We start from the raw sequence: 24,054 nt of genomic DNA, 5'->3' as shown, positions 1-24,054 counted from the left end.
GCCCGGCGATTGAAAGGCTGCGAGCGAAAGATTCGCAGCTTCTCCACCAGGGCCGTGGCCTGCCCTCAGCCATGCCACGCCGCCAGACAGCCGGGCTGCGCGCCGGTGACGGGATCGCGCGGCGGCAGCGCCAGCGCCGCGATCTGTTTCTGCGCATCGGTCAGCTCGCGGTCGCCGGCGCGCAGGATGGTGCCGCTCTGGCCGGGCGGATAGGCGCCGACGACGGCGAAATCGGGCGTCGCCGACAGCCGCCGATGTCCGACGCCGGCGGGGATCACCACCACGTCGCCCGGCCGCATCCGCGTCGTGATCCCGCCCGGCCCGCCAAAGCCGATCTCCGCTTCGCCGCCGACGCAGCCGAGCACCTCGTGACCGTCGGCATGATAGTGCCAGTAGTCGAAGACCGTGTAGGTCCAGCAGCCCTGCCAGCCATGCTCCCGGAAGCGTTCGGTCATTACGGACGCGGTCGCGTCTTCCGCACCGACAGCCTCGCGCAACACAAGCAGTGGCAAGGAGCTGTTGGGAATATCGTCCCGCGCCGGGAACAGGTGGGTTTCGACTTCCATTTCGCCTCGCAAGGGTCGATAATTCCGCAAAGATCGGTCGCGCGTCCGGCGCCGCGCGATTGCGCTTGCTTGGCGGAAGCTAGGCGACATTCCTGCCCAGTCCACGAGATCCATGCCCCAGCATCGTCCCCCGCTTCCCGTTCTTGCCGCGCCCTTCGTTGTCGATACGGTACTCAAACGCGACGTCTTCGGCGAGATCGCCGCCGGTCACCTCGCCAATGCGCCCGACACCCCGGTAACGCGTCGCCGCGTCGGGAGCGCCGCGCGCTGGGTCCGCCGCTTCGCCTGGCATCTTGCCGGGCGCGAGATCCGCGCGCTGCAAACGCTGGGCCCCGTCGCCGGCACCCCGACCCTTCTCGGCGTCGATTCCGAGGCGCTCTACCGGTCCTGGATCGAGGGTACGCCGCTGCATGTCGCCCGCCCGATCGGCAACACCGCCTATTTCCGCGACGCCAAGCGGCTGCTGCGCTCGCTGCACCGGGCCGGCATCACCCACAACGATCTCGCCAAGCCGCAGAACTGGCTGATGACCCCGGACGGCAAGGCGGCGCTGATCGACATGCAGCTCGCCACCTTCTTTCCGCGCCGCACGCGCCTGTTCCGGCTCCTGGCCCGCGAGGATCTGCGCCATCTCCTCAAGCACAAGCGCAGCTTCTGCCGCGAGGCGCTGACGGCGTCCGAAAAGCGCATGCTCGCGACGAAGAGCCTGCCGGCGCGGGTCTGGATGGCGACCTTCAAGCCGGTCTACAACATGGTCACCCGGGGCATCTTCAACTGGTCGGATGGCGAGGGCACGCGCGACCGGATGGACACCGACGGGGTGGCGATCAAGGCGCGGGTCGCCGCCGATCCCGCCATCGCCGGCTTCGCCCTCGTGCCCTATCCCTATCCGCGCCAGCGCGGCGTCGGCCTCTATCTCTTCGCCGAACCGGCACCGGACACCGATGCGGCGGCGCTGGAGCAACGCCTCCGCGACGCGCCGCGTCCCCGTCCCGACCTCGTGCAGGTGGTCGCGACCCTGCCCCGCGACGCCATCGGCACCGTGCGCGAGGATCTCCTGCGGCTGGTGGCGATCAACCAGGTCGAACGCCTCGCCGCCGTCGCCGGCGACGACACCGCCCTCGCCATCACCCAACGCATCGCCGAAGACCGCCGCAACCTCACCGACCGCCGCTTCAAACGGTAGGGGGTGGTGTCCATGGAGGTGGCCGTGACGGCACGGTGAGCCTTCGTTTTGCGGGGCTTTCATTCGGCAACGTGGCGGCGGCGCGACGGGTTTGGCATGGGTCCTCGGGTCAAGCCCGAGGATGACGCCCGTGTTTGAAGGAAGCGATCATCCTGCAGCGCAGGCGGCTCGTGTCGTGCGGTTGCTCGGCTCGGTTTTGCGGGGGCTCATATTCGGCAACGCCGCGGCTGCGCGAACGGTTTGGCATGGGTCCTCGGGTCAAGCCCGAGGATGACGCCCTTGTTTGAGGCAAGCGATCATCCTGCAGCGAAGGCGGCTTGGGTCACGGTCGCTCGGGTCGCCCACCAGCGTCCGCGACTGGCTTCGACCTCCCTCCCCGCGTCATCCCCCTCCCCGGTCTTGCCCCGAGGACCCATGCCTCAGCGCCGACACCGCCGCGACGGTGACAAGCCGGCACCTTCGCCATAACGGCAGCGCATTGCGGCATACCGCCACAACTTCATCAAGCGTCAGCCGGGGCTATCGATACACGTGGCGATTGCCATGAGATGCGCCGCCGTTTGACGGGGCTGCTGTTCGGCAACGCCGCGGCGGCGCGAAGGGCTTGGCATGGGTCCTCGGGTCAAGCCCGAGGATGACGCCCGTGTTTGAGGGGTTCGCCACCACCACGTCGGCGCGCCACAACGCCCCCCGCCCTCATCCCAGCCGTGCGGCAATCGCCTTCCCGGCCGCGACGCCCGAGGCCCAGGCCCATTGGAAATTGTAGCCGCCGAGCCAGCCGGTGACGTCGACGGCCTCGCCGATGGCGTAGAGGCCGGGGACGCGTCGGGCTTCCATGGTCTTGGACGACAGCTCCGCCGTATCGATGCCGCCGGCGGTCACCTCGGCCTTGGCATAGCCCTCGGTGCCGGTCGGGCGGAAGCGCAGGCGTGTCAGCGTCTCGGCGGCCAGATCCAGCTCGGCATCGGTGATGGCGCCCAGCGGCCGCGTCTCGCCGATGCGCTCGGCCAAGGCGTCGGCGAGGCGGTTGGGCAGCCTTTCGGCGAGCGCCGCCTTCATGTGGGCGCGCGGCATGCGCCGCTTCGCCGCCCGCAGCATCTCGGCGGCATCCTTGACCAGGGTCAGCTCGACGGTCTCCCCCGACGACCAGTAGGACGAGACCTGCAGGATCGCCGGGCCCGACAGGCCTTTGTGGGTGAACAGCGACGCCTCCTCGAAGGCGATGTCGCGCACCCGCGCGATGGTCGGGCAGGCCACGCCGGAAATCTCGCGAAACAGCATCTCGTCCTTGCCGAGCGTCAGCGGCACCAGCGCAGGGCGCGGGGTGACGAGTTTCAGGCCGAAGCGCTCGGCGATCTCGTAGGCCTTGCCGGTGGCGCCCATCTTCGGGATCGACGGCCCGCCCGTGGCGATGACCAGCGCCGGGGCGGATGCGCCGGCGACCCGGAAGCGGCCGTCGGCATGCGCGATCTCGCCCACCGGCGTCGACAGGCGGATCTCGACGCCGCCCAATCGGCATTCGGCCAGCAGCATGTCGACGATCTGCTTCGCCGATCCGTCGCAGAACAGCTGCCCGAGGGTCTTTTCATGCCAGGCAATGCCGTAGCGCTCGACCAGCGCGAGAAAGTCCCACTGGGTGTAGCGGCTGAGCGCCGACTTGGCGAAATGCGGATTCTCCGAGAGGTAGCAGTGCGGCTCGGTCTCGCGATTGGTGAAATTGCAGCGCCCGCCGCCGGAGATCAGGATCTTCTTTCCCGGCGCCTCGGCATGGTCGAGGACCAGGACGCGCGCCCCCACCTGCCCGGCGGTCGCCGCCGCCAGAAGCCCGGCGCCGCCGGCACCCAGAATGATCGCGTCGTATTCCATCGTCGCTCTTTGCGGTGAGATGCGGGAGCCTTGCCCGCCAACGGGTCCGGCCGTCAGGCGGGCGGCGGCCGGCCGATGCTCAGGTCGGCTCCACGAAGCCTTCGAGCACGCGCTTCTGGCCGGCCTTGTCGAAATCGACGGTCAGCTTGTTGCCCTCGACGCTGGCGACGGTGCCGTTGCCGAATTTCAGATGGAAGACCCGGTCGCCGGAGGCAAAGCGGCTGGCTTCGGTCGCCACCGACTTGGCCACCAGTTCGCCCTCGATATCGCGTGGACCGCCCTTGCGGGCCGCGGCATTGAGGCCGAAGCCGGTGCGCGGCGGCTGGTTGTGGCCCTTGCCGCCGTGCTGGCCGCTGCGGGCGCCGACGCCGCCCTCGTCATAGCTGATCTCGCGGGTGCGCCCGCCCGACCAGCCGTCGCCGCCCCGGCCGCGCCCGCCATTGCCGCCGGCAAAGCCGGCATTGGCCGCCTGGGCGCGGCGCCAGCCCGGCGTCGTATAGGCGCCTTCCTGAAAGGCCGCGGCGCCGTCCCAGCGGCTGGCGCCATAGCCGCCGAAGCCGCCGGCCCCGTAACCGCCATAGGAGGTGTTGGCTTCCATCACCTCGACATGCGCCTCGGGCAGTTCGTCGAGAAAGCGCGAGGGAATGGTCGACTGCCACATGCCGTGAATGCGGCGATTGGAGACGAACCAGATCTTCACCCGCTGCTTGCCGCGGGTGATACCGACATAGGCCAGCCGGCGCTCTTCCTCGAGGCCGGAGCGGCCGCCCTCGTCGAGGGCGCGCTGATGGGGAAACAGCCCCTCCTCCCAGCCGGGCAGAAAGACGGTTTCGAACTCCAGCCCCTTGGCCGCGTGCAGCGTCATGATCGAGACGGCGTCCATCTCGGCGTTCTGCTCGGTGTCCATGACCAGCGCCACATGCTCCAGGAAGGAGGGCAGCGTGTCATAGGCCTCCATGGAGCGGATGAGTTCCTTGAGGTTCTCCAGCCGGCCCGGCGCCTCGGCCGAGCGGTCGTTATGCCACATCTCGGTGTAGCCGGATTCCTCGAGGATCTGCTCGGCGAGGTCGGTGTGCTTGGCGGTGGACAATTGCTCGGCCCAGCGCACCAGATCGGTGACCACCCGGCGCAGCGCGTTGCGCGGTTTGGGCTTCAGCTCCTCGGTTTCCACCATCTCGACCGCCGCCGCGATCAGCGGCACGCCGCGGGCGCGGGCATAATCGTGCAGCAGCCGCATGGTGGCGTCGCCGAGCCCGCGCTTGGGCGTGTTGACGATCCGCTCGAAGGCCAGATCGTCGGCCGGCTGGCAGACGCAGCGGAAATAGGCGAGCGCGTCGCGCACCTCCATCCGCTCATAGAACCGCGGACCGCCGATCACCCGGTAGTTCAGCCCCATGGTGACGAAGCGGTCCTCGAACTCGCGCATCTGGAACGAGGCGCGCACCAGGATCGCCATGTCGTTGAGATTGTGGTCCTCGCGCCGCTGCAGGTCCTCGATCGCCTCGCCGATCGCTCGCGCCTCCTCCTCCGAATCCCAGCCGGCATTGACCTCGACCTTCTGGTGCTCGGGGTCGGAATAGTCGGTGAACAGCGTCTTGCCGAGCCGGTCCTCGTTATGGGCGATCAGATGCGAGGCCGCGCCGAGGATGTGGGCGGTGGAGCGATAATTGCGCTCCAGCCGGATCACCGTCGCGCCAGGAAAGTCCCGGTCGAAGCGCAGGATGTTGTCGACCTCGGCGCCGCGCCAGCCATAGATCGACTGGTCGTCGTCGCCGACGCAGCAGATGTTGACAGGCGGCCGCTCCGCCGCGCCCGCCTCGGCGGTGCCCGCCTGCGTCACGGCGCCGGCGCCCGCCGCCTGCCGAAGCGCGGGGCTGCGCCCGGTCTCGCCCCGCACCTGCGAACGCTGGGCCAGAAGCCGCAGCCAGAGATACTGGGCGACGTTGGTGTCCTGGTACTCGTCCACCAGGATGTAGCGGAAGCGGTCGTGATACTCGGCGAGGACGTCCGGGTTGTCCCGGAAGATGGCGATCGGATGCAGCAGGAGATCGCCGAAATCGCAGGCGTTGAGGGACTGCAGCCGCGCCTGGTAGGCGGCGTAGAGTTCCCGCCCCTTGCCGTTGGCGAAGGCCCGCGCGTCGCCCTCGGGAATGTCCTTCGGCGTCAGCGCCTTGTTCTTCCAGCCATCCAGCATGTTGGCGAAGGTGCGGGCCGGCCAGCGCTTGTCGTCGAGATTCTCGGCCTTGATGAGCTGCTTGATCAGCCGGATCTGGTCGTCCGTGTCCAGAATGGTGAAGTTCGACTTCAGCCCGGCCAGCTCGGCATGGCGGCGCAGGATCTTCACGCCGATCGAGTGGAAGGTGCCGAGCCACGGCATGCCCTCGACCTGTTCGCCGACCAGAAGGCCGATGCGCTGCTTCATCTCGCGCGCGGCCTTGTTGGTGAAGGTCACGGCGAGGATCTGGGACGGCCAGGCCCTGCCGGTGGCGAGGATATGGGCGATGCGCGTCGTCAGGACGCGCGTCTTGCCCGTGCCGGCGCCGGCCAGCACCAGCACCGGACCCTCGGTGGTCTCCACGGCGGCGCGCTGCTCTGCATTGAGGCCGGAGAGATAGTCCGGCGCCCCCGCATTGCGGGCCACCCCGCGGGCCGACAGTGCACGAGCGGCGATGCCGCCGGGACGGGCCGCCGGGACCCCGGTTGATTCGTCGAAATCAGTCATCCGCGCCAATGTAAGACTTCGCGCGCGGAACACTAGGGAAGCGGTCGCCGGAAGCCGGCATGGCGCGGCCGCGATGCGCGATTGCCGCCGCATTGCACCGCGGGCGCTACGGGTTAGTATGCCCTGCGAACGGTGATGGAGCAGGCGATCATGGACGACAGGACCCCGACGATCACCCAGGCGATGATCGATGCCTATGACGAATACACGCACCTGACGCTCGATCGCCGCGGCTTCATGCGCCGGCTGACGGCACTGGCCGGTTCGGCGACGGCCGCGGCCGCGATCGCCCCGCTGATGGCCGCATCCAGCGCCCGCGCCGCCATCGTCGCACCGGACGATCCGCGTCTGGCCGGCGTCTGGGCCACCTATCCCGGCGCCAGCGGCGAGATGAAGGCCTATGTGGCCCGGCCCGCCGATGCGACCGATGCCCTGCCCTGCGTGCTGGTGATCCACGAGAACCGCGGTCTCAACGCCCATATCCAGGACGTCGCCCGGCGGCTGGCGCTGGAAGGTTTCCTCGTCGTGGCGCCCGACTTCCTGTCGCCGGCCGGCGGCACGCCCCCGGACGAGGACAAGGCCCGCGAGATGATCGGCGCGCTGGACGCCGAGACCCGCATCGCCGACGCTGTGGCGTCCCGCAAATGGCTCGCCGGCCGCGAAGACGGCAATGGCCGCGTCGGGGCGGTCGGCTTCTGCTGGGGCGGCGGTCTCGTCAACGACCTCGCCGTCGCCGATCCGGACCTTGCCGCCGGTGTCGCCTATTACGGCCGCCAGCCGGATGCGGACAAGGTCGCCGACATCAAGGCGGCGATGCTCTTGCATTACGCCGGCCTCGACGAGCGCATCAATGCCGGCATCGACGCCTATCGCGACGCGCTGGAGGCCGCCGGCACCGAGCATCAGGTCCATGTCTATGCGGGCGTCAACCATGCCTTCAACAACGACACCTCGCAGGCCCGCTACGACGAGGTCGCCGCCGGGCTGGCCTGGGGCCGCACCGTCGACTTCCTGAAGACGCATCTGGGCAGCTAGGCCCACCGGGACAGCCCGGATGCGTGCCGCACACGCCGTCCTCTGCCTGGCCTTCGGCGAAACCATCGTCTGGGCCGGCTTCTACTATCTCTTCCCGGCGCTCCTCCTGCGCTGGGAAGCCGATGCCGGCTGGTCCAAGACCTGGCTCACGGCGGCCTTCGCGGCGGCCATCATCGTCTCGGCAATTGTCTCGCCGATGGCGGGGCGCCTGATCGACCGCGGCCACGGTCCGCTGGTGATGGGCGGCTCCGCTCTGGCGGGGGCGATCCTTCTGGCGCTGCTGCCCTTCGCCGACACGCTGCCCGGCTTCACGCTGCTCTGGCTCGGAATCGGCGCGGCGATGGGCGGCTGCCTCTACGAGCCCTGCTTCGCCTTGGTCACGCGGGCGCTTGGCGCCGATGCCCGCCCGGCGATCACCCGGGTCACGCTGGTGGCGGGTTTTGCCGGCACCCTGTCCTTTCCGCTCAATCACGTCATGGCCGAGACGGCCGGCTGGCAGGGCGCCGTCTGGCTGTTCGCCGCGCTCGTCGGATGCCTGGGCGTGCCGCTGATCGTCCTCGGCGCCCGGGCGCTCGAAGCCTCCGCCGGCCTTGCGAGCGAAGCCCACGGCCATGGCGGCCCCGGCGAGGCGACCGCCAGTCCGACCGTTGCCGCGCCGGCGTTGGCCACGACCGCGTCGTCCGCGCCGGCCCCCGCCCTTCTGCGCCGTCCGCTGTTCTGGTACCTCGCCGCCGGCTTCTCGCTGCTCGGCTTCAATCACGGCGTGGTGCTGAACCATCTCCTGCCGATCCTCGCCGACCGGGGCGTCAGCCTCGATCTCGCGGTCCTCGCAGCGGCGATGATCGGGCCGATGCAGGTCGCCGGGCGGCTGGCGCTGATGCTCGGCGGCGCCCGCCTGTCCAACGCATGGGTGACGACGCTGTCCTTCGCCTTCGTGATCACGGCAACGCTCTGCCTGATCGCGGCGGAGTTCGCGCCCCTTCTGGTGATCGCCTTCGTCGTCCTGCAGGGCAGCGGCTACGGCGTCCTCAGCATCATGCGGCCGGTGATGACGCGGGAGATCCTCGGCCAGGCCCGGTTCGGCGCGATCAGCGGCGCCATGGCCGTACCGTATCTGTGCGCCTACGCCCTGTCGCCCTTTGTCGGCTCGCTGCTCTGGGCGGCCGGCGGCTACGACGTCGCGCTGGCGGTGGTGGCGCTGCTCACCCTTGTCGGGCTGGCCTGCTACCGGGCGGCCCTGCGCCATGCGACCGCCCCAGCGATCCCGCCAAGACCGGCCCGCCAGCCATCGTGATCCGTCACCCCGGCAGCGCCCGGGCGCGCGGTCCGGCATCGGCCGCCGGCGAAGGCGGCAGGTAGACCAGCTCGGCCGACACGGCTTCGTCATCCTCCACCGTCCCGCGTCCGCAGGTCAGGAGCATGCGCGCGAGCTCGTCGGCGGGTTTCGGAGGCGAGAAGAAATAGCCCTGCATCTCGCGGCAGCCTTCGCGCAACAGGATATCGCGCTGGGCCGACGTCTCGACGCCCTCGGCAATCACCGACAGGTCCATGGCCCGGCTGAGGCCGATCACGGCGCGGATGATCGCCATGTTCTCGCGATCGTCGATGTGGCGGACGAAGGACTGGTCGATCTTGATCTTGTCGAAGGGGAACCGGCTGAGATAGCCGAGCGAGGAATAGCCGGTGCCGAAATCGTCCATGGAGATGCCGATGCCATGGTCGCGGAACCGCTTCAGCGTCGCCAGCACCGTGGCGCTGTCCTGCAGCAGCAGCGATTCCGTGACCTCGATCCGCAGCCGTTCGGGAGCGAGGCCGGCTCGCTCCAACGCCGCCTCCACGATATCGGCGAGGCCCGGATCGCGGAACTGCACCGGCGAAAGATTGACCGAGATGGCCAGGTCCGACGGCCATTCGGCGGCCTGCCGGCAGGCGGTTTCCAGCACCCAGACGCCGAGCGGCGCCATCAGCCCGCAATCCTCGGCGACCGGGATGAACTCGGCCGGCGACACCAGGCCGCGCTGCGGATGGTGCCAGCGCAACAAAGCCTCAAACCCGGTGACGACCTGGCGCTCGACATCCACGAAGGGCTGGTAGAACAGCGCGAATTCCTCGTTCTCGACGGCCAGCCGCAGGTCGAGTTCGAGCTGCCGCCGTGCCTCCAGCCCCGCATCCATGTCCGGCTCGAAGAAGCGGAAGGTGCCGCGCCCCTCGCTCTTGGCCCGATAGAGGGCCACGTCGGCATTCTTGATGATGGTGTCCGGGTCGATCGCCCGCCCGGCCTCGGCCATTTCCGCCGTGACGAAGATGCCGACGCTGACGCCGACGCAGATCGGCCGCTCGTCGATGGGAAACGGCTCGACGAAGGCATCGACGATGCGCTGCGCCAGGGCTGCGGCGCCGAGATGCGGATCGCCGGCGGACTGGATGATCGAGAATTCGTCGCCACCGACACGCGCCACGAGATCGCCCTGCCTGACGCAGGACAGCAGCCGGGCCGCGGCGGCGCGCAGCAGGGCGTCACCCGTCGGATGGCCGAGCGTGTCGTTGACCGCCTTGAAGCCGTCGAGGTCGAGGCAGAGCACGCTGGTGTTGGCGATGCCGGCAGCGGTCCGCGTCGCCGTCTCCAGCCGGTCGCGGAACTGCACCCGGTTGGGCAGTCCGGTGAGCGCGTCGTGCAGCGCCATGTGGGAGAGCTTCGCCTGGGCCCGATACTGGTCGGTCACGTCCTCGAACGTGTCGAGCCAGCCGCCGCCTTCGATCGCCTGCCGAGAGGTCGCGATCATCCGACCGTCGGGAAGTTCGTGGGTGAAGCTGCCGTCCGGACCGGGCGCCAGAAGATGCTGGATCTCCGGATCGAGCAGCACTTGCCGCGCCGACACGCCGATCTGCAGACCGCCGAACATCTCCGCGAACCGCCGGTTGAAGATCACCAGCCGCTCGTTGACGTCGAACAGGCAGAGGCCCTGCGTCATGTTGTTGAGCGCCGCCTCGAAGCGGCTGTTCTGGATGGCGATATGGCTGTCGTAGCTGTCGGCCTGCTCGGCCATCAGCTCGCGAATGCGGCCGATATGCTCGCCGATACTGCGCTGCATCGTCGCCAGGGCGCGCATCAGCTGGGCCGTCTCGTCGTGACCATGTGGCACGATCTCGTTGTCGAGCTTGCCGCGGGCGATCGATTCGGCCACCTGCACCGCCCGGTTCAGCGGCGGCACGATCATCCGCGCCAGCATCAGCGAGATCATGACGGCCAGCACAACGGCCGCCGCCATCGCGCCCTGGGTGCTGTGCATCGAGGCTTCGATCAGTTCGCCGACTTCCCGGCGAAAGCGGTAGCCGTCGCCGGCGAGGATCTCGACCGCCGTGTCGAATTCCCCGTCGAGGGCGGAAAACCGCGCCCGCAGCTGCGTGTTGTCCAGCGTGCTGAAATCCTGCTGCAGCAATTGCAGCCCGGTGCGGATTTCGCCGATCTTGCGACGGCCACCGGGCGACATCGCCCGTTCCGAGGCGACGTCGAGATCGGCCATGATGTCCGGCAGGAATGTCGACAGTGCGGTCTGCGCCGACAGGAACGCTTCGCCATCGCCCCGCACCTCGCCCGAACGCAGCTGCAGATCGTCCATCTCGATCTGCAGGAGCGAGTTCTGCGCCGAGCGCAGATAGCTCAGCGACAGAAGCGCCTCGTCGTAGATGCGGGTGGCGAGGTCACCGGCCCCACGCTGCGAGTGCTGCGCGAAGACGCCGAGACCGAGCGTGACGAGCGTCAGGCACAGGCAGCCGACAAGAAGTTTCAACCGGAGGGGCATGCGGTGTCGTAATCCCGGAGGGTTAGGAGGGGCGGAATCTGCCGGGTATCATTCGACCGAAACGGCGAGGCTCATGCGCGGATGAATGCCGCAGCGGACTTCGTAGTCGCCCCGTCGCGGAAAGGTGACGTCGATCACCTCGCCGGGCGCCTGTTCGTCGGAATCGAAGCTGAAGCCGTCGGTCTCGACATAGATCTGGTGCAGGAACTCGTCGCGATTGGTGAAGCGCAACGTGTCGCCCTCTTCGATCGCCACCGCCTTGCGGTCGAACATGCGGTCGATCTGGTCGATGATGATCATATGCCCTGCCGCCATGGCGACGACGATCGGCAGGGTGAAGCCGCACAGGGCGGCGCAAGTGACGAGACGGAGCATCCGGGACGTCCTTTCCGTGTCGGGGCTAGTGGCTGTCCGTCGCCGCCGCGCCGGCGGTCAGCCGTCGGCTATAGGACATGCGGTAGCTGCGGGTGCGCGTGATCAGCATCGGGTCGTCGGAGGGCGCAATGCCGCCGACGAGGCTAAGCGGCGTGAAGACGAGCTCTCGCTGCCGCGCGACCGAATCGGCAGCCAGCGTCGTCAGGGACAGGACGCCGAGCTCCACCTGTTCGCGGTCCTCGGGCCAGGGAAAGGCCGCGCGGGTGATCGGATCGCCCTCGCCGGCGAGCTGGACCAGCAGGCGGAATTGCACCGGCCCGTCCTCCAGCCGCTCGGCCATGTCCTGCGACAGATAGTCTGGGTCCTTTGCCGCCGCTTCGGCCGCGCTCAGATGCGCGACGCCCGCGACCGGCACCAGCCGATACTTGCCGAAGCGCGATTCGCCGGCCGCATTGGTGAAGGAGAAGGCGTTGACGCCGTAGAAGGCCTCGGTGGCGAAGCTGACCGGTGCCGGCTTCGGCGCGTCGATGAAGCGTTTGGCGGCCGGATGCGCGGCCAGGTGATCGGCAAAATCCTGCGGATCGGACGAGCCGAGCGCCTGGACGAAGCGGCGGAACTCCTCCGGCGTCTGGGCGGCGAAGCCGTCGAAGGAATGGGCGACGATGTCCGTCGAGCCGCCTTCCGGCAGCAGGAACTTGATCGCCATGCCCTTGGGGTTGGCGTCGCCGGTATTGTCGCCGACATGGGGCACGCCCGCGAAATTCGAGAAGCGGACCGTCACGTCCACATCGCCCCCGGTGAGATGTTCGGCGCGGGTCAGCGATGCGGCGTTCTTGGACGGGCGGAACGTCCCGTCGAGGAGAATGCCCTTGGAATGGGCCGTTCGGTAGCCCTTGTGCGGCCCGCCGAAAACCTTGTCGAGCCCGGCGACGATGTCCCGGGCGAGCTGGGTCTGGCTGCTGCCGGCCGGCTTGTCCTCGGCAAGCGCGGGTGCGGCGCCGAACCATGCCGTCGAAACTGCAAGAACGGCTGCCGCGCGCCGAATCAGGGCGCCGGCGCGCCTGTCGTCAGGTCTGGTCATTGCGGGAATCCTGCCAGTTGCTCACGCGGCAACCTGACACGTGCCTGCTTAACCCATTGCTACATTGCGGATAATTCCGGGCAGCCGATGGTTAGCCGGAACGGGACGTCACGGCACAGCTGTCGCAAGGGCAATGGAAGCGGCGACCGGAACGCGATCAGGCGGCACCGACCGGCGCGGTCTGGGGCAGCACGAAGGGCAGATCCGGTGGTGTCCGGCCAACCGGCAGGGCGATGCCGTAGACCGCACTGACAAGCGCGTCGTCTACGACCGTGCCGACCGGCCCGTTGGCCAGGACGCGCCCGTCCTTGAGGGCGACGATGCGGTCGCTCGCAAGCGCTGCGAGATTGAGATCGTGCAGCACCACGACGACACCGATGCCGCGTCCCGCCAGCCGCCGGGCCAGCGACAGGGTCTCGACCTGGTGGCGCAGATCGAGACTGGCGGTGGGTTCGTCCAGAAGCAGGTAATGGCCGTCCGCGCCGTCGCCGGCCGGCGATTCCATCGCCGCTTCGAGCTGGGCAATGGCCCGGGCCAGATGCACGCGCTGGGCCTCGCCGCCGGACAGGCTCGGCACCAGCCGCGCCGCGTGGCCGGCCATGTCCACCTGCGCCAGCGCCGCGGCGGCGATGGCTTCGCGCCGCCGGCCGAGCGCCCCGCCCGCCTCGGCGCCGAAGCCGACCACCTCGGCGGCGGTGAAGGGAAAGGCGAGCGCCACGCTCTGGGCGACCACCGCACGGCGCCGCGACAGCGCCGCGGCGCCGATGTCGTCCATCGCGCATCCGTCGAGGCGCGCCGCCCCGCGGTCGGGCCGCATCTGCCCGCTCAGCACCTTCAACAGCGTTGACTTGCCGGCCCCGTTGGCACCGATCACCGCGACGCATTCGCCGGGAGTGACGGCAAGGCTGACCCCGTCGAGGATGGTTCGGCCGCCAAGGGAGACCGAAATGTCGGCGAGTTCCAGCATCAGACGACCAGCCCGCCGCGCCGCCGCAGCAGCAGCCAGAGGAAGAACGGCGCCCCGACAAGCGCGGTGAGGATGCCGATCGGCAGTTCGGCGGGGGCGACGATGGTCCGCGCCGCGGTGTCGGCGGCAACGACGAGACTGCCGCCGAAGAGCGCCGCCGCGGGCAGCAGGGTGCGATGGTCCGGGCCGATCAGCGTGCGCAACAGATGCGGCGCGATCAGGCCGACGAAGCCGATGATCCCGGAGATGGCGACGGCCGCGCCGATCGCCCCGGCGATGACGAACACCGCGAGGCGCGTGACGCGTTGTACGTCGATGCCCAGATGAAACGCTTCCGTGTGGCCGAGGGTCATGGCGTTGAGGCTGCGCGCGAGGAACGGCGCGGCGACGAAGGCCGGCAGCATCAGCGGCAGCACCGCCGCGATCTTCGGCCATGTGGCGCCGCCGAGGCCGCCCATGGTCCAGAAGGTCAGTTCGCGCAATTGCTGGTCGTTGGAAATGAAGACGAGCACGCCGATGAGGGCGCTGGCGAGCGCGGCCAGCGCGATGCCGACGAGCAGCATGGCGGCCACCGAGGTGCGGCCGTTGACCGTCGAGAGCCGGTACAGGATGATTGTCGTGCAGAGGCTGCCCAGGAAGGCGGCGATCGGCAAAAGATGCCGCGCGACCAGCTCCGGCAGCCAGCCGGCGGCCATTTCTCCCAGCACGATGCTGGTCACGGCGGCGAGCGCGGCACCTGAGGAGATTCCGACAAGGGACGGATCGGCCAGCGGATTTCGAAACAGCCCCTGCATCATCGCGCCGGACAAAGCGAGCGCCGCCCCGACCAGCATGCCGGCGAGGACACGCGGCAGGCGAATGTCGAGGACGATGGTGGCCAGCGACAGGTCCAGCGTCTCCCGGCGGCCGGTCGCGGCCGCGACCAGCGCGTCGAGCGTGGCCGAAAGCGACAGGCCGGCAGCCCCGACCGTCAGCGCTACGAGGCAGGCCAGCACCGCAAGAATTCCCGCAGCGACGACACCGATCCGCGCCAGCGCGGCGCGGTCGCGGGAACGCAGGATGTTCCCGCCCCTCCCGGTCCGCGCGCCCACCAGTTCCCCGGAGACGCTCACCGCGGCTCGACCCAGGCGCGCGGCGGCAAGGTCGGCAGATCGAGCCCGGGATACAGATCGGCGGCCAGATCCCGGATCGCATGGGCCGTGCGCGGGCCGAAGCCGAGAAGATAGGTCCCGTCATAGGCGAAGAGCCGGTCGTCTTGCACCGCGGGCGTCGTTGCGAAGGCCGGGTCGGCGCGCACGTGATCGAGGCCGTCGGCATGCTCGCCCGACTGCATGGTGACGACCGCATCGGGCGCGGCGGCAACGACGGCTTCCGGGGTTGCCGGCTTGAAACCTGTGAAGGCAGCAAAGGCGTTGTCGGCGCCGGCCAGCGCCAGCATGGCGTCGGCCGAGGTCTCGCGGCCGGCCACCAGCGGCGCTCCGCCCCGCATGGCCAGGACGAAGGCAACGCTTCGCCGCTCGTCGATGCTTGCGGTCGCCGCGGTCACGGCCGCCAGGTCCGCCGCGACCGTCGCAGCCAGTTCCTCGCCCTTCTCCCCTGCCCCGACAGCGTCGGCCACGGCGCGGATCTTGGCGACGATCCCGTCGGCCGTCGGCGTGTCGGGAATGTTGACGAAGGGCACCGAAGCCGCTTCCAGGACGTCGAGCACGTCCGGCGGGCCAGCGCCCTCGATGGCGACGATCAGCGTCGGCGACAGCGCCAGGATGCCTTCCGCCGCCAGGGCGCGCATGTAGCCGACGTCCGGCTTGTCCGTCATCGCCGCGGGGTAGGTGCTGGTCGTGTCCACCGCGACGATCTTGTCGGCCATGCCGAGCGCGTCGAGGATTTCGGTCACCGCCCCGCCGATCGACACGATGCGGGCCGTATCGGCGATCGCGACCGTGCGGCCATGGGCGTCGACGACGCTGCGGCTCTCCGCCATCGCCTGAGCCGACAGGGCCGGCAGGAGCGACAGCGCCGCGGCGGCGATGGTGAGGCGGCGGAAAAGGCTTTGCATGCCGGATGTCCTACTTGGTCAGGATGAGCTTGTTGTTGGACGTCAGCCGCAGCCGGTAGATGTCGCCGGCATGCCGGATCAGGACTTCCCGCCCGGCCGAAAACAGCTCGGCGGCATTCAGCATCGGCAGCGTTCCGCCGCCGGTTCCTCTCGCCTCATGGCCGGTCCCCGTCTGCGGCTTCGGCGCCGTTTCGCACATCATCTGCACCCTCATCGTCGTCATCCCGCGCTGGACACCCCAGCCCACCGGGCCTTGCCACCCCCTCGGCAACAATGTTGACTCTGATAGTCAGGTTAAATATCGAATGCAAGCAAGGCGCCACGGTCGACAGGCCGTCCGCCTCCGGATGCCAGCCAGCCGCTCCTGACCGTAGCCAGCCAGCCCGTCACGCCTCTCAAACGACAGCGGGAAATCATGGCCCATCCAGACGGGCGCCTTCGCGGCGCGACACCACCCCTCCTTCTTTCCCTGGCGACGGGCGTCTCGCTCCTCGCCCTTTCGACCGTCGCCATGGCGCAGGATGTGCAAACCACGCAGGAACCGGCGGGCGCTCCGGACATGGATGCGATGGCGATCCAGCTCGACGAGGTGTCGATCCTCGCCAATCGTGGTCCGCAGAGCCCGATCCAGAGTCTTGGCGGCGTCAGCGTCGTCGGCCGTGACGAGATCGCCCGCTACAATGCCGGCGACCTGGAGGACGTGCTGGCGACGATTCCGGGCGTGTCCACCACCAGCGACCGCGACGATCCCGGCGTGTCCATTTCCGTCCGCGGCCTGCGCGATTCCGGCCGCGTCAACGTGATGATCGACGGCGCCCGCCAGAATTTCGGCGTGCAGGGCCATCTCGACAACAATCTCGTCTATGTCGATCCGGCGCTTCTGGGCGGCATCGACGTGATCCGCGGCCCGGTGGCGAACGCCTACGGTTCCGGCGCGATCGGCGGCGTCGTGGCGATGCGCACGCTGGAGCTGGAAGACCTTTTGACGCCATCCGAGCGCTACGCGGCGCGTCTCGGCACGGTCTACGGCACCAACGGGCCGGACTGGGTGGGCAAGCTTGAAGCCGGCGTGCGCTTCACGGAGGACGCCGATGTCTACGGCGCCTTCGTCTACCGCGACGAGGACGACTACCGGGACGGTGACGGCAACGATGTCGACAACACCGGCTTCGACGTGCGTTCCGGCGTCCTGAAGGCGCGGCTGCGCCCCGCCGACGGCCACGAGATCACCCTGTCGGGCGTCATCTACGACAACGACTTCGTCTCATCGACCGGCTCCGGCGCCGATCGCGACACCGACGTGCGCAACGCCACCTACCGTGTCGGCTACACCTTCGTCAGCCCCGACACGCCGCTGGTCGACCTCAACTTCAACCTCTATCGCAACGAGACCGACTACACGCAGATCGACCAGAATCCCGCCGCGGCGCGCCGCGACGTCGAGGTGTCGACGACCGGCTTCGATCTCTACAACGCCTCGCGCTTCGATCTCGGCATCGTGCCCACCACCCTCACCTACGGCGTCGACTATTTCCGCGACGAGGTGGAGACCCGCGACGATGTCGGCTCGACCGAACTCTTCACGCCGTCCGGCACGCGCGAGGTCTATGGCGGCTTCATCCAGGCCCGGTTCGAATACGACACCTGGCTGGAAGTGATCGGCGGCGGCCGCTTCGATCATTTCGACCTGACCAGCACCGCGACGACCGAAGAGAACACCGGCGACCGCTTCTCCCCGAAGCTCAGCGTCGGCGTCACGCCGATCCAGGGCTTCCAGATCTACGGCACCTATGCCGAAGGCCTGCGCTCGCCGACGCTGAACGAGGCGGTCGTGTCGGGCCTCCATCCGGCGCCCGCCGCCTTCGAGCTCCTGCCCAATGCCGGCCTGTCGCCGGAAGTCGGGCACACGCTGGAGGCCGGCGTGAACCTCTCCTACGACAATGTCCTCGTCGGCGGCGACGGGCTGCGCGCCAAGCTGGCGGTCTTCCGCAACGACGTCGACGACTACATCGAATATGCCACGCTTGATCGGCCCGGCGTCGCCAATCCGTGCCTCGCCGGCCGCGGGCCGATCTGCTTTGCGCGCCTGCCCTACGATGCGCTGCAGTACCAGAACATCGAGGAAGCCCGGCTGGAAGGCGTCGAGCTGGAGGCCAGCTATGACTGGCGCTGGGGCTATGTGGGCCTGGCCGGCGCGATCATCGACGGCGAAAACCGCCGCAACGGCGATCCGCTCAACTCGGTCTATCCCGACAAGCTGACGACGACGCTGGGCTTCCGGGCGCTCGACGAACGCCTGACCTTCGGCGGCCGCTGGCATGCGGTGGCGGCCAAGGACGACGTCACCGATCCGACCCTCGCCTCGGACCGCTACGACGTCTTCGACCTCTTCGTCGCCTACGAGCCCAACGAGAACACCCGCTTCGACGCCAGCATCCGCAATCTCTTCGACCAGCAGTACCAGGCCTATTCCGGCTTCCCGGCAAGCGAGACCGACCCGGCGCCCGGCTTCGAGGCGATGTTCGGGGTGAGCATCAAGTTCGGCGTCGACAGCTGACACCCCAACACAAGGATCAGACCATGTTCATCGCAATGAACCGCTTCAAGGTGCTCCCCGGACAGGAGGAGGAGTTCGAGGCGGTCTGGCGCAATCGCGAATCCCAGCTCCAGACGGTGCCGGGTTTCGTCGAGTTCCACCTGCTGCGTGGGCCGGTGCGCGAGGACCACGTCCTCTACGCCTCGCACACCATCTGGGCCGACGAGGCCGCCTTCACCGGCTGGACCAAGTCGGAAGCGTTCCGGGCCGCCCATCGCAGTGCCGGCGAACGCCAGCCCATGTATCTCGGCCACCCCGAGTTCGAGGGCTTCACCGTCGTCCAGACCATTCCGGGTCTCGAAGCGGCAGAGCTTGCCGCCACCGGCTGATCGACACGACCGGCCGGCGGCGCGGGTTCACGCGCTGCCGACCGGCATGAACGGGCCCCGCGTCATAGCAGGACGACGTGGCGGACCGTGCGGCCAGCCGCGAGCGCATCGAAGCCTTCATTGATATCGTCGAGCGTTCCGCGGCTGGTCAACAGCCGGTCCACCGGCAGCCGTCCGCCGCGATAGAGCGCGATGTAGCGAGGAATGTCGCGGCTCGGGATGCAGCTTCCGACATAGCTGCCCTTCAGGGTCCGCTCCTCGGCGACGAGCTTGAGCGGCGACAGGGCCATGGTCGCCGTCGGCGGCGTCAGCCCGGCCGTCACCGTCGCCCCGCCGCGCCGGGTGATGGCGAAGGCCAGTTCCAGCGCCCGCGCCGAGCCGGCCATCTCGAAGGCATGATCGACACCGCCGCCGGTCGCCGCGCGCACCGCATCGGCGACGCCCTCCTCGCCGGCATTGAAGATGTCGGTTGCCCCCAGCGTCTTCGCCATGTCCAGCTTGTCGGCCTGCAGATCGACCGCGATGATCCGCGACGCCCCGGCCGCGACTGCGCCGAGAATGGCGCTGAGGCCGACGCCGCCGAGCCCGACCACGGCGACGGTCTCGCCGGCCTTGACCCGGCCGGTATTGACCACCGCGCCGACCCCCGTCAGCACGGCGCAGCCGAACAGCGCCGCGATCTCCAGCGGCAGTTCCGGATCGATCTTGATCAGCGAACGGCGGGACAGGACGGCACGCTCGGCAAAGGCCGAGACGCCGAGATGATGGTGGACGGGTTCGCCCTCGCAGGACAGGCGCCGCTCGCCCGACAGCAACGTGCCCTCGCCGTTGCGGGCATTGCCCGGCTCGCACAGCGCCGGCCGGCCTTCGGCGCAGGGGCTGCAATGGCCGCAGGACGGCACGAAGACCATCACCACGTGGTCGCCGGGGGCCAGATCGTCGACGCCCGCGCCGACCGTCTCGACGATGCCCGCGGCTTCATGGCCGAGCACCATCGGGGTCGGCCGCGGCCGCACACCGTCGATCACCGACAGGTCTGAATGGCAGAGCCCGGCGGCCTTGATGCGCACCAGCACCTCGCCGAAGCCCGGTGGAGCCAGCTCGACGGTCTCGATGGAGAGCGGCTGCGACGTGGCATAGGGGCCCTCGACGGGCGATCTGCGCAGCACCGCCGCGCGCGTGGTGGTGGTCATCATGTCTGTCCTCCCCTCGGGCCTGCCGCCGCGATGTTCCGCGATGGCCGGCATCAACGGCGCACGACCGGTCAAGGCCGCTTCCGGCCGGTGCAATCCGGCCGGCGATACTCCCCAGTGCGCCGCATGTCTCCCTGCGATCGGCCGGGAATGTCGCATCGCCTTTGGCGGCTTGGCAATCCGCGCCCCGCGGCTCCTGCTTGTGCGCGCGTCAGAGCGGCGCGAAGCAGACGATCAGCCCGCCAAGTCCGGCAGCAAGCCGCATCCACACCGGCCCCTTCCAGATGAAGGCCAGCGACAACGCCCAGAGCGCGATGGCGATCTTCACGAAGGCGATCCCGGCCTCGGCCGGACGGTCGGCCATGTGGATGATCGCCGGATTGGCGATCATCGCCAGCGGGATGACATAGAGCCCGATGCCGAGGCGCATGGCGGACCCTGCCACCTTCAGCCAGTTCTCGCCGACCATGCCGGCCGCGATGAACACGGCGCCGCAGACCGGCGGGGTGATGGTCGACAGGAGCGCGAACCAGAAGACGAAGAGATGGGCGAGCAGCGGCTCGATCCCGAGCCGTTCCAGCGCCGGCCCGGCGATGGTCACGCAGATCACGTAGGCCGCCGTCGTCGGCACCTCCATGCCGAGCAGGATGCAGGCGATGGCGGTCAAAAGCAGCGCCGGCCACAGGGAATCGTCGGCCACCGACAGGATCGTCGAGGTGACCTTCACCCCGAGCCCGGTCATGCCGAGAACGCCGATGACGATGGAGGCGCAGATGATGATCGCGCCGATGACCGCGATCTGCTGGCCGGCGCTGACCGCGGCCCCGCCTGCCCGCTCGACGAAACGGTGCAGCGAGACCTCGCCGCGAACATTGACGAAGAGCAGCAGCGCCGCGGCCAGGATCGCCAGGCAGGCGGCATATTGCGGCGTGAAGCCGCCGACGAACATGCGCTCCAGGAGAATGCCGAAGGGCACTGCGAAGAACATGGAGGTGATGACCACATCACGAACCGACGGACGGTCCGCCGCATCGACGGCGCCGAGGCCGTAGCGCCGGGCAAACAGGTCGATGCCGATCCAGGTGGTCAGGAAGTAGAGGATCGCCGGCGGCAGCGCCGCCGCCATGATGGTCGCATAGGGCGTGCCGGTGAGCTCGACCATGACGAAGGCCCCCGCCCCCATCAGCGGCGGCATGATCTGGCCGCCCGACGAAGCCACCGCCTCGACCGCGCCGGCCAGCGCCCGCGGATAGCCGAGCCGGGTCATCGCCGGGATGGTCACCGCGCCGGTAGAGGCGACATTGGCTGAGGCCGAGCCGGAGATCGAGCCGAACATCGCCGAGGACAGCACCGACACCTTGCCGGCGCCGCCGCGCAGGCGCCCGGCCGCCAGCGTCGCGACATTCATGAAACCCTGCCCGGCCTCGCCAGCATTCAGCACGGCGCCGAGAATGACGAAGATCGAGACGATGCCGACGGACACGCCCGTGAGCGAGCCCCAGATGCCGCCCTCGGTGATGGTCATGGTGCCGAGAAAGCTGGCGAAGGGAAAGCCCGGATGGCCGTATTCGCCGGGCACGTACTGGCCGAACAGGCCGTAGGCGAGACACAGGAGGGCCACCAGCGGCAGCGGCCAGCCGATCGCGCGGCGCGCCATCTCCAGCGTGATGGCGAGCAGCGTGATCGCGACCGCCATCTGGAAGCCATTGTCGATGTAGCCGTACTGGTCGGACAGCGCCTCGGCGTTGAGGGCGATGTAGAGGCAGCCGATCTCGCCGAGGATCAGCAGCACCCAGCCGGTGAGAAGCTGTGTGCGGGTCTTGGCCAGGAAGACGAAGAGCCAGGGCAGCGCCAGCGCCATGTGGAGCGGTCGGGCGACCAGCGCCGGCACGAGACCGCTGAAGATCAGTCCCAGATGGAAGGCGATGGAGAGCAGCCCGAGCAGCGGCCAGACGAACCACATTGGAGGGCGCACGGCCGCATCGTCGGCTACCATCGTACTCATCGCATCATCCTTGCGCTGGCCGCCGCGCGGCGCGTCGCACTTGCAGGCCGGCCCCGGCAGCGTTGCGCGCTACCGGGGCCGGAAGGGTCTTTGTCGGTTCAGGGCCCGGTCGTCTCAGCGCAGATCGTCGGGCAGATCGATCCCGGCTTCCTCGTAGTAGCGCGCCGCACCCGGATGCAGCTTGACGCCGCTGCCTTCCAGGAGTTCCGGCGTGACCGCGTTCCACCAGCGGGCGCTCTCGCCCATCGCCGCCTTCTCGTCCCAGAAGGTCTTGGTCAGGAGATAGGCGGTCTCATCGCTCGTGGCGGTGGTGGTGAAGGCGACGACCGGCAGCGAGGTGGTGACGGTGTCCTCGTCGATGCCGGCATAGGTGCCGGCCGGGATCACCTGCCGCGTGCGGCCGGTCTCGGCCACCTGCTCGTCGGTCAGCGTGATCAGGCTCACCGGCGTGCTGGCCGAGGCCTCGATGACGTTCGGTGCGGGGAACGAACCGGCGGTCACGAAGCCGTCGATCTGGCCGTTCTTCAGCGCGTCGGAGGCGTTGCCGAGCTCGGCGTCGGCGACCGTCACCTTGTCGGCAAGGCCGAAGAGCTCGAGATATTTCTCGCCCTCGGTGGCGCCGAAGGAGCCCTTGCCGAGAAGGATGGTCTTGCCGGCCATGTCCTCCAGCGCGCGCGCATCGGCATCGCCGCGCATGACGAAATGCATGGTCAGCGACGGGATCGGGAACAGCGAGCGGATCTCGGCGAAGCGCGGGTTCTGGCGCTCGGCGAAGGGGCCGGTGCCGGCCGCGGCGGCCGAGACGAGACCGGGAGGCGCGGTGAAGACGTAATTGCCGGCGCGGGCCGCCGCTTCCATCACGTTCTGGACCGAGCCCTGGCTTTCCTCGACCGTGACGATGACCTCGCCATTGGTGCCGCCCTTCACCGCATTCGCGAGCTCGACACCCATCTGGTAGTAGGACGTGCCGCTCTTGGCGGATTTGTAGGAGATCCGCTCCTCGGCGGCACCCGGTGCCGCATGGAGCCCCGCGACCAGTACGGCCGCAGCGGCTGCGAACGTCTTCAGACCATTTCCGTGCATCGTCATTCCTCCCATCGTCGTTCCGCCGGTGCCGGCGTGTGTCCCGGTCGACGCTGTCGGCAGCGCCGGCCTCTCTGTCAAGTGCGGCCGCCCCTTGAGGCAAGGCACGGCGGCCGCAGAAAAGGTCACATCGGGATCGGATGCTTGCGATGCAGCGCGTCGATCTCGGCCAGAACGTCCTCACCGAGCGTCACGTCCGTTGCCGCGATGTTGTTGCGCAGCTGGTCCATGTCGGTCGCGCCGATGATCGCCGCCGTCATGAACGGCCGGGTCAGGCAGAAGGCGATCGCCATCTGGCAGACATCGAGGCCGTGCTTCTTCGCGATGGCGCCGTAGGCGTCGGCGATGACCGCGTTCTGCGGCGTGTAGCGGCCGCCGAGCGCATTGTCGTTGACCGCGAGCCGCGCGCCCTCCGGGCTGGCGCCGCCGCTGTACTTGCCGGTCAGGAGACCGGCGGCGAGCGGCGAATAGGCCAGCAGGCCGACATCCTCGTTGACCGACAGCTCGGCGAGATCGAGGTCGAACAGCCGGTGCATCAGGCTGTATTCGTTCTGGATCGAGGCGACCCGCGGCAGGCCCCGCGCCTCGGCGAGCTGCAGGAATTTCTGCGTGCCCCAGCAGGTCTCGTTGGACAGGCCCACATGGCCGATCTTGCCGGCCTTCACCAGTTCGTCCAGCGCTTCCAGCACCTCGACCATGTTGGCCTCGACAGCGGCGGGGTCCTGGCCGCTCGGATCGTAGGTCCAGGACTGGCGGAAATGGTAGGAGCCGCGGTTCGGCCAGTGCAGCTGGTAAAGATCGATGCGGTCGGTCTGCAGGCGCTTCAGGCTGGCCTCCGCCGCCGCCCGGACGCTGGCGCCGGTGATCGGCTCGCCGCCGCGCACCTTGGCATTGCCCTGGCCGGTGATCTTGCTGGCAAGGACGACATCGTCACGCTTGCCGGACGCGGCGAACCACGTCCCGATGATCTCCTCGGTGCGGCCGACCGTCTCGGCGGTCATCGGCGTCGTCGGATACATTTCGGCGGCGTCGAAGAAATTGACGCCCGCCTCCACCGCGTAGTCCATCTGCTGATGGCCCTCGGCTTCGCTGTTCTGGCTTCCCCAGGTCATGGTGCCGAGACAGATCTCGCTGACGCTCAGGCCGGTCCGGCCGAGTGGACGGTACTTCATGCGTGTCCTCGCTGATGGG

Annotated in this window: 19 protein-coding genes; 5 read left to right on the top strand and 14 right to left on the bottom strand. The window is 68.9% G+C overall.

Annotated elements, in window-relative coordinates; translation table 11 throughout:
* Positions 1 to 65: 65 nt before the first annotated feature.
* Complete coding sequence (locus tag J3367_RS04235) at positions 66 to 680, bottom strand: cupin domain-containing protein (RefSeq protein ID WP_244495455.1); 615 nt, start codon at positions 678 to 680, stop codon at positions 66 to 68.
* On the opposite strand from J3367_RS04235, the gene J3367_RS04230 reads away from it, so the two are divergent.
* The gene (locus J3367_RS04230) at positions 679 to 1,752 is read left to right on the top strand and encodes a hypothetical protein (protein WP_024348548.1); all 1,074 of its coding nucleotides are present in this window, start codon (positions 679 to 681) and stop codon (positions 1,750 to 1,752) included. The two genes, J3367_RS04235 and J3367_RS04230, sit on opposite strands and share 2 nt — an antisense overlap.
* 696 nt (positions 1,753 to 2,448) lie before the next feature.
* On the opposite strand, the gene J3367_RS04225 is transcribed toward J3367_RS04230, so the two are convergent.
* Positions 2,449 to 3,618 (bottom strand): NAD(P)/FAD-dependent oxidoreductase, encoded by a 1,170-nt coding sequence (locus tag J3367_RS04225; protein WP_421460247.1) that lies wholly within the window; start codon positions 3,616 to 3,618, stop codon positions 2,449 to 2,451.
* A 79-nt stretch (positions 3,619 to 3,697) separates the two neighbouring features.
* The gene (locus J3367_RS04220; RefSeq protein ID WP_024348550.1) at positions 3,698 to 6,340 is read right to left on the bottom strand and encodes an ATP-dependent helicase; all 2,643 of its coding nucleotides are present in this window, start codon (positions 6,338 to 6,340) and stop codon (positions 3,698 to 3,700) included.
* Between the two features lie 150 nt (positions 6,341 to 6,490).
* On the opposite strand from J3367_RS04220, the gene J3367_RS04215 reads away from it, so the two are divergent.
* Positions 6,491 to 7,375 (top strand): dienelactone hydrolase family protein, encoded by an 885-nt coding sequence (locus tag J3367_RS04215; protein ID WP_035694458.1) that lies wholly within the window; start codon positions 6,491 to 6,493, stop codon positions 7,373 to 7,375.
* 19 nt (positions 7,376 to 7,394) lie between these two features.
* Complete coding sequence (locus J3367_RS04210) at positions 7,395 to 8,669, top strand: MFS transporter (RefSeq protein WP_024348552.1); 1,275 nt, start codon at positions 7,395 to 7,397, stop codon at positions 8,667 to 8,669.
* A gap of 4 nt (positions 8,670 to 8,673) precedes the next feature.
* Here J3367_RS04210 and J3367_RS04205 read toward each other — a convergent pair whose 3' ends face one another.
* The 7 genes from J3367_RS04205 to hemP all read right to left on the bottom strand — a co-directional run bounded on the left by J3367_RS04205 (position 8,674) and on the right by hemP (position 15,871).
* Positions 8,674 to 11,178 carry a putative bifunctional diguanylate cyclase/phosphodiesterase gene (locus J3367_RS04205; RefSeq protein WP_024348553.1) on the bottom strand — a complete coding sequence of 835 codons (2,505 nt, stop codon included), beginning with the start codon at positions 11,176 to 11,178 and terminating at the stop codon, positions 8,674 to 8,676.
* Between the two features lie 48 nt (positions 11,179 to 11,226).
* Positions 11,227 to 11,553, bottom strand: a complete 327-nt coding sequence (locus J3367_RS04200; RefSeq protein WP_024348554.1) for a plastocyanin/azurin family copper-binding protein — start codon at positions 11,551 to 11,553, stop codon at positions 11,227 to 11,229.
* A 25-nt stretch (positions 11,554 to 11,578) separates the two neighbouring features.
* Positions 11,579 to 12,634 (bottom strand): catalase family peroxidase, encoded by a 1,056-nt coding sequence (locus tag J3367_RS04195; protein WP_051141472.1) that lies wholly within the window; start codon positions 12,632 to 12,634, stop codon positions 11,579 to 11,581.
* A gap of 157 nt (positions 12,635 to 12,791) precedes the next feature.
* Positions 12,792 to 13,601, bottom strand: a complete 810-nt coding sequence (locus tag J3367_RS04190) for a heme ABC transporter ATP-binding protein (protein WP_024348556.1) — start codon at positions 13,599 to 13,601, stop codon at positions 12,792 to 12,794.
* Entirely contained in the window at positions 13,601 to 14,713 is a 1,113-nt protein-coding gene (locus tag J3367_RS04185; RefSeq protein ID WP_024348557.1) for a FecCD family ABC transporter permease, read from the bottom strand. Before J3367_RS04185 ends, J3367_RS04190 begins: the two co-directional genes overlap by 1 nt.
* Positions 14,710 to 15,657: a heme/hemin ABC transporter substrate-binding protein gene (locus J3367_RS04180; RefSeq protein ID WP_024348558.1), complete on the bottom strand. Its 948-nt coding sequence runs from the start codon at positions 15,655 to 15,657 to the stop codon at positions 14,710 to 14,712. The genes J3367_RS04185 and J3367_RS04180 overlap by 4 nt, the downstream gene beginning before the upstream one ends.
* 10 nt (positions 15,658 to 15,667) lie before the next feature.
* The gene (gene hemP / locus J3367_RS04175; RefSeq protein WP_228238627.1) at positions 15,668 to 15,871 is read right to left on the bottom strand and encodes a hemin uptake protein HemP; all 204 of its coding nucleotides are present in this window, start codon (positions 15,869 to 15,871) and stop codon (positions 15,668 to 15,670) included.
* 201 nt (positions 15,872 to 16,072) lie between these two features.
* Here hemP and J3367_RS04170 point away from each other — a divergent pair, with 201 nt between their 5' ends.
* Positions 16,073 to 18,214: a TonB-dependent hemoglobin/transferrin/lactoferrin family receptor gene (locus J3367_RS04170; protein ID WP_421460243.1), complete on the top strand. Its 2,142-nt coding sequence runs from the start codon at positions 16,073 to 16,075 to the stop codon at positions 18,212 to 18,214.
* Between the two features lie 23 nt (positions 18,215 to 18,237).
* A complete protein-coding gene (locus J3367_RS04165) occupies positions 18,238 to 18,582 on the top strand; it encodes an antibiotic biosynthesis monooxygenase family protein (protein WP_024348561.1) in 345 nt (114 codons plus the stop codon).
* Between the two features lie 62 nt (positions 18,583 to 18,644).
* On the opposite strand, the gene J3367_RS04160 is transcribed toward J3367_RS04165, so the two are convergent.
* The 4 genes from J3367_RS04160 to J3367_RS04145 all read right to left on the bottom strand — a co-directional run bounded on the left by J3367_RS04160 (position 18,645) and on the right by J3367_RS04145 (position 24,035).
* A complete protein-coding gene (locus J3367_RS04160) occupies positions 18,645 to 19,775 on the bottom strand; it encodes a zinc-dependent alcohol dehydrogenase family protein (protein WP_024348562.1) in 1,131 nt (376 codons plus the stop codon).
* Between the two features lie 211 nt (positions 19,776 to 19,986).
* Complete coding sequence (locus J3367_RS04155) at positions 19,987 to 21,780, bottom strand: TRAP transporter permease (protein WP_024348563.1); 1,794 nt, start codon at positions 21,778 to 21,780, stop codon at positions 19,987 to 19,989.
* A 114-nt stretch (positions 21,781 to 21,894) separates the two neighbouring features.
* Positions 21,895 to 22,878 carry a TAXI family TRAP transporter solute-binding subunit gene (locus J3367_RS04150; RefSeq protein ID WP_029702466.1) on the bottom strand — a complete coding sequence of 328 codons (984 nt, stop codon included), beginning with the start codon at positions 22,876 to 22,878 and terminating at the stop codon, positions 21,895 to 21,897.
* Between the two features lie 110 nt (positions 22,879 to 22,988).
* Complete coding sequence (locus tag J3367_RS04145; protein WP_024348565.1) at positions 22,989 to 24,035, bottom strand: aldo/keto reductase; 1,047 nt, start codon at positions 24,033 to 24,035, stop codon at positions 22,989 to 22,991.
* Positions 24,036 to 24,054: the final 19 nt, after the last annotated feature.

This window comes from Aurantimonas sp. NFXS3 (assembly GCF_049132005.1).
In the GTDB taxonomy this organism is placed as follows: Bacteria; Pseudomonadota; Alphaproteobacteria; order Rhizobiales; family Rhizobiaceae; genus Aurantimonas; species Aurantimonas coralicida.
This window is presented reverse-complemented; position numbering and strand designations above follow the sequence as displayed.

Coding starts and splice junctions, on each gene's coding strand:
- J3367_RS04145 (WP_024348565.1), bottom strand. CDS start 24,035: ATGAAGTACCGTCCACTCGGCCGGACCGGCCTGAGCGTCAGCGAGATC.
- J3367_RS04230 (WP_024348548.1), top strand. CDS start 679: ATGCCCCAGCATCGTCCCCCGCTTCCCGTTCTTGCCGCGCCCTTCGTT.
- J3367_RS04195 (WP_051141472.1), bottom strand. CDS start 12,634: ATGACCAGACCTGACGACAGGCGCGCCGGCGCCCTGATTCGGCGCGCG.
- J3367_RS04235 (WP_244495455.1), bottom strand. CDS start 680: ATGGATCTCGTGGACTGGGCAGGAATGTCGCCTAGCTTCCGCCAAGCA.
- J3367_RS04150 (WP_029702466.1), bottom strand. CDS start 22,878: ATGGGAGGAATGACGATGCACGGAAATGGTCTGAAGACGTTCGCAGCC.
- J3367_RS04155 (WP_024348563.1), bottom strand. CDS start 21,780: ATGAGTACGATGGTAGCCGACGATGCGGCCGTGCGCCCTCCAATGTGG.
- J3367_RS04225 (WP_421460247.1), bottom strand. CDS start 3,618: ATGGAATACGACGCGATCATTCTGGGTGCCGGCGGCGCCGGGCTTCTG.
- J3367_RS04190 (WP_024348556.1), bottom strand. CDS start 13,601: ATGCTGGAACTCGCCGACATTTCGGTCTCCCTTGGCGGCCGAACCATC.
- J3367_RS04200 (WP_024348554.1), bottom strand. CDS start 11,553: ATGCTCCGTCTCGTCACTTGCGCCGCCCTGTGCGGCTTCACCCTGCCG.
- J3367_RS04160 (WP_024348562.1), bottom strand. CDS start 19,775: ATGACCACCACCACGCGCGCGGCGGTGCTGCGCAGATCGCCCGTCGAG.
- J3367_RS04180 (WP_024348558.1), bottom strand. CDS start 15,657: ATGCAAAGCCTTTTCCGCCGCCTCACCATCGCCGCCGCGGCGCTGTCG.
- J3367_RS04165 (WP_024348561.1), top strand. CDS start 18,238: ATGTTCATCGCAATGAACCGCTTCAAGGTGCTCCCCGGACAGGAGGAG.
- J3367_RS04220 (WP_024348550.1), bottom strand. CDS start 6,340: ATGACTGATTTCGACGAATCAACCGGGGTCCCGGCGGCCCGTCCCGGC.
- hemP (WP_228238627.1), bottom strand. CDS start 15,871: ATGAGGGTGCAGATGATGTGCGAAACGGCGCCGAAGCCGCAGACGGGG.
- J3367_RS04205 (WP_024348553.1), bottom strand. CDS start 11,178: ATGCCCCTCCGGTTGAAACTTCTTGTCGGCTGCCTGTGCCTGACGCTC.
- J3367_RS04170 (WP_421460243.1), top strand. CDS start 16,073: ATGGCCCATCCAGACGGGCGCCTTCGCGGCGCGACACCACCCCTCCTT.
- J3367_RS04215 (WP_035694458.1), top strand. CDS start 6,491: ATGGACGACAGGACCCCGACGATCACCCAGGCGATGATCGATGCCTAT.
- J3367_RS04210 (WP_024348552.1), top strand. CDS start 7,395: ATGCGTGCCGCACACGCCGTCCTCTGCCTGGCCTTCGGCGAAACCATC.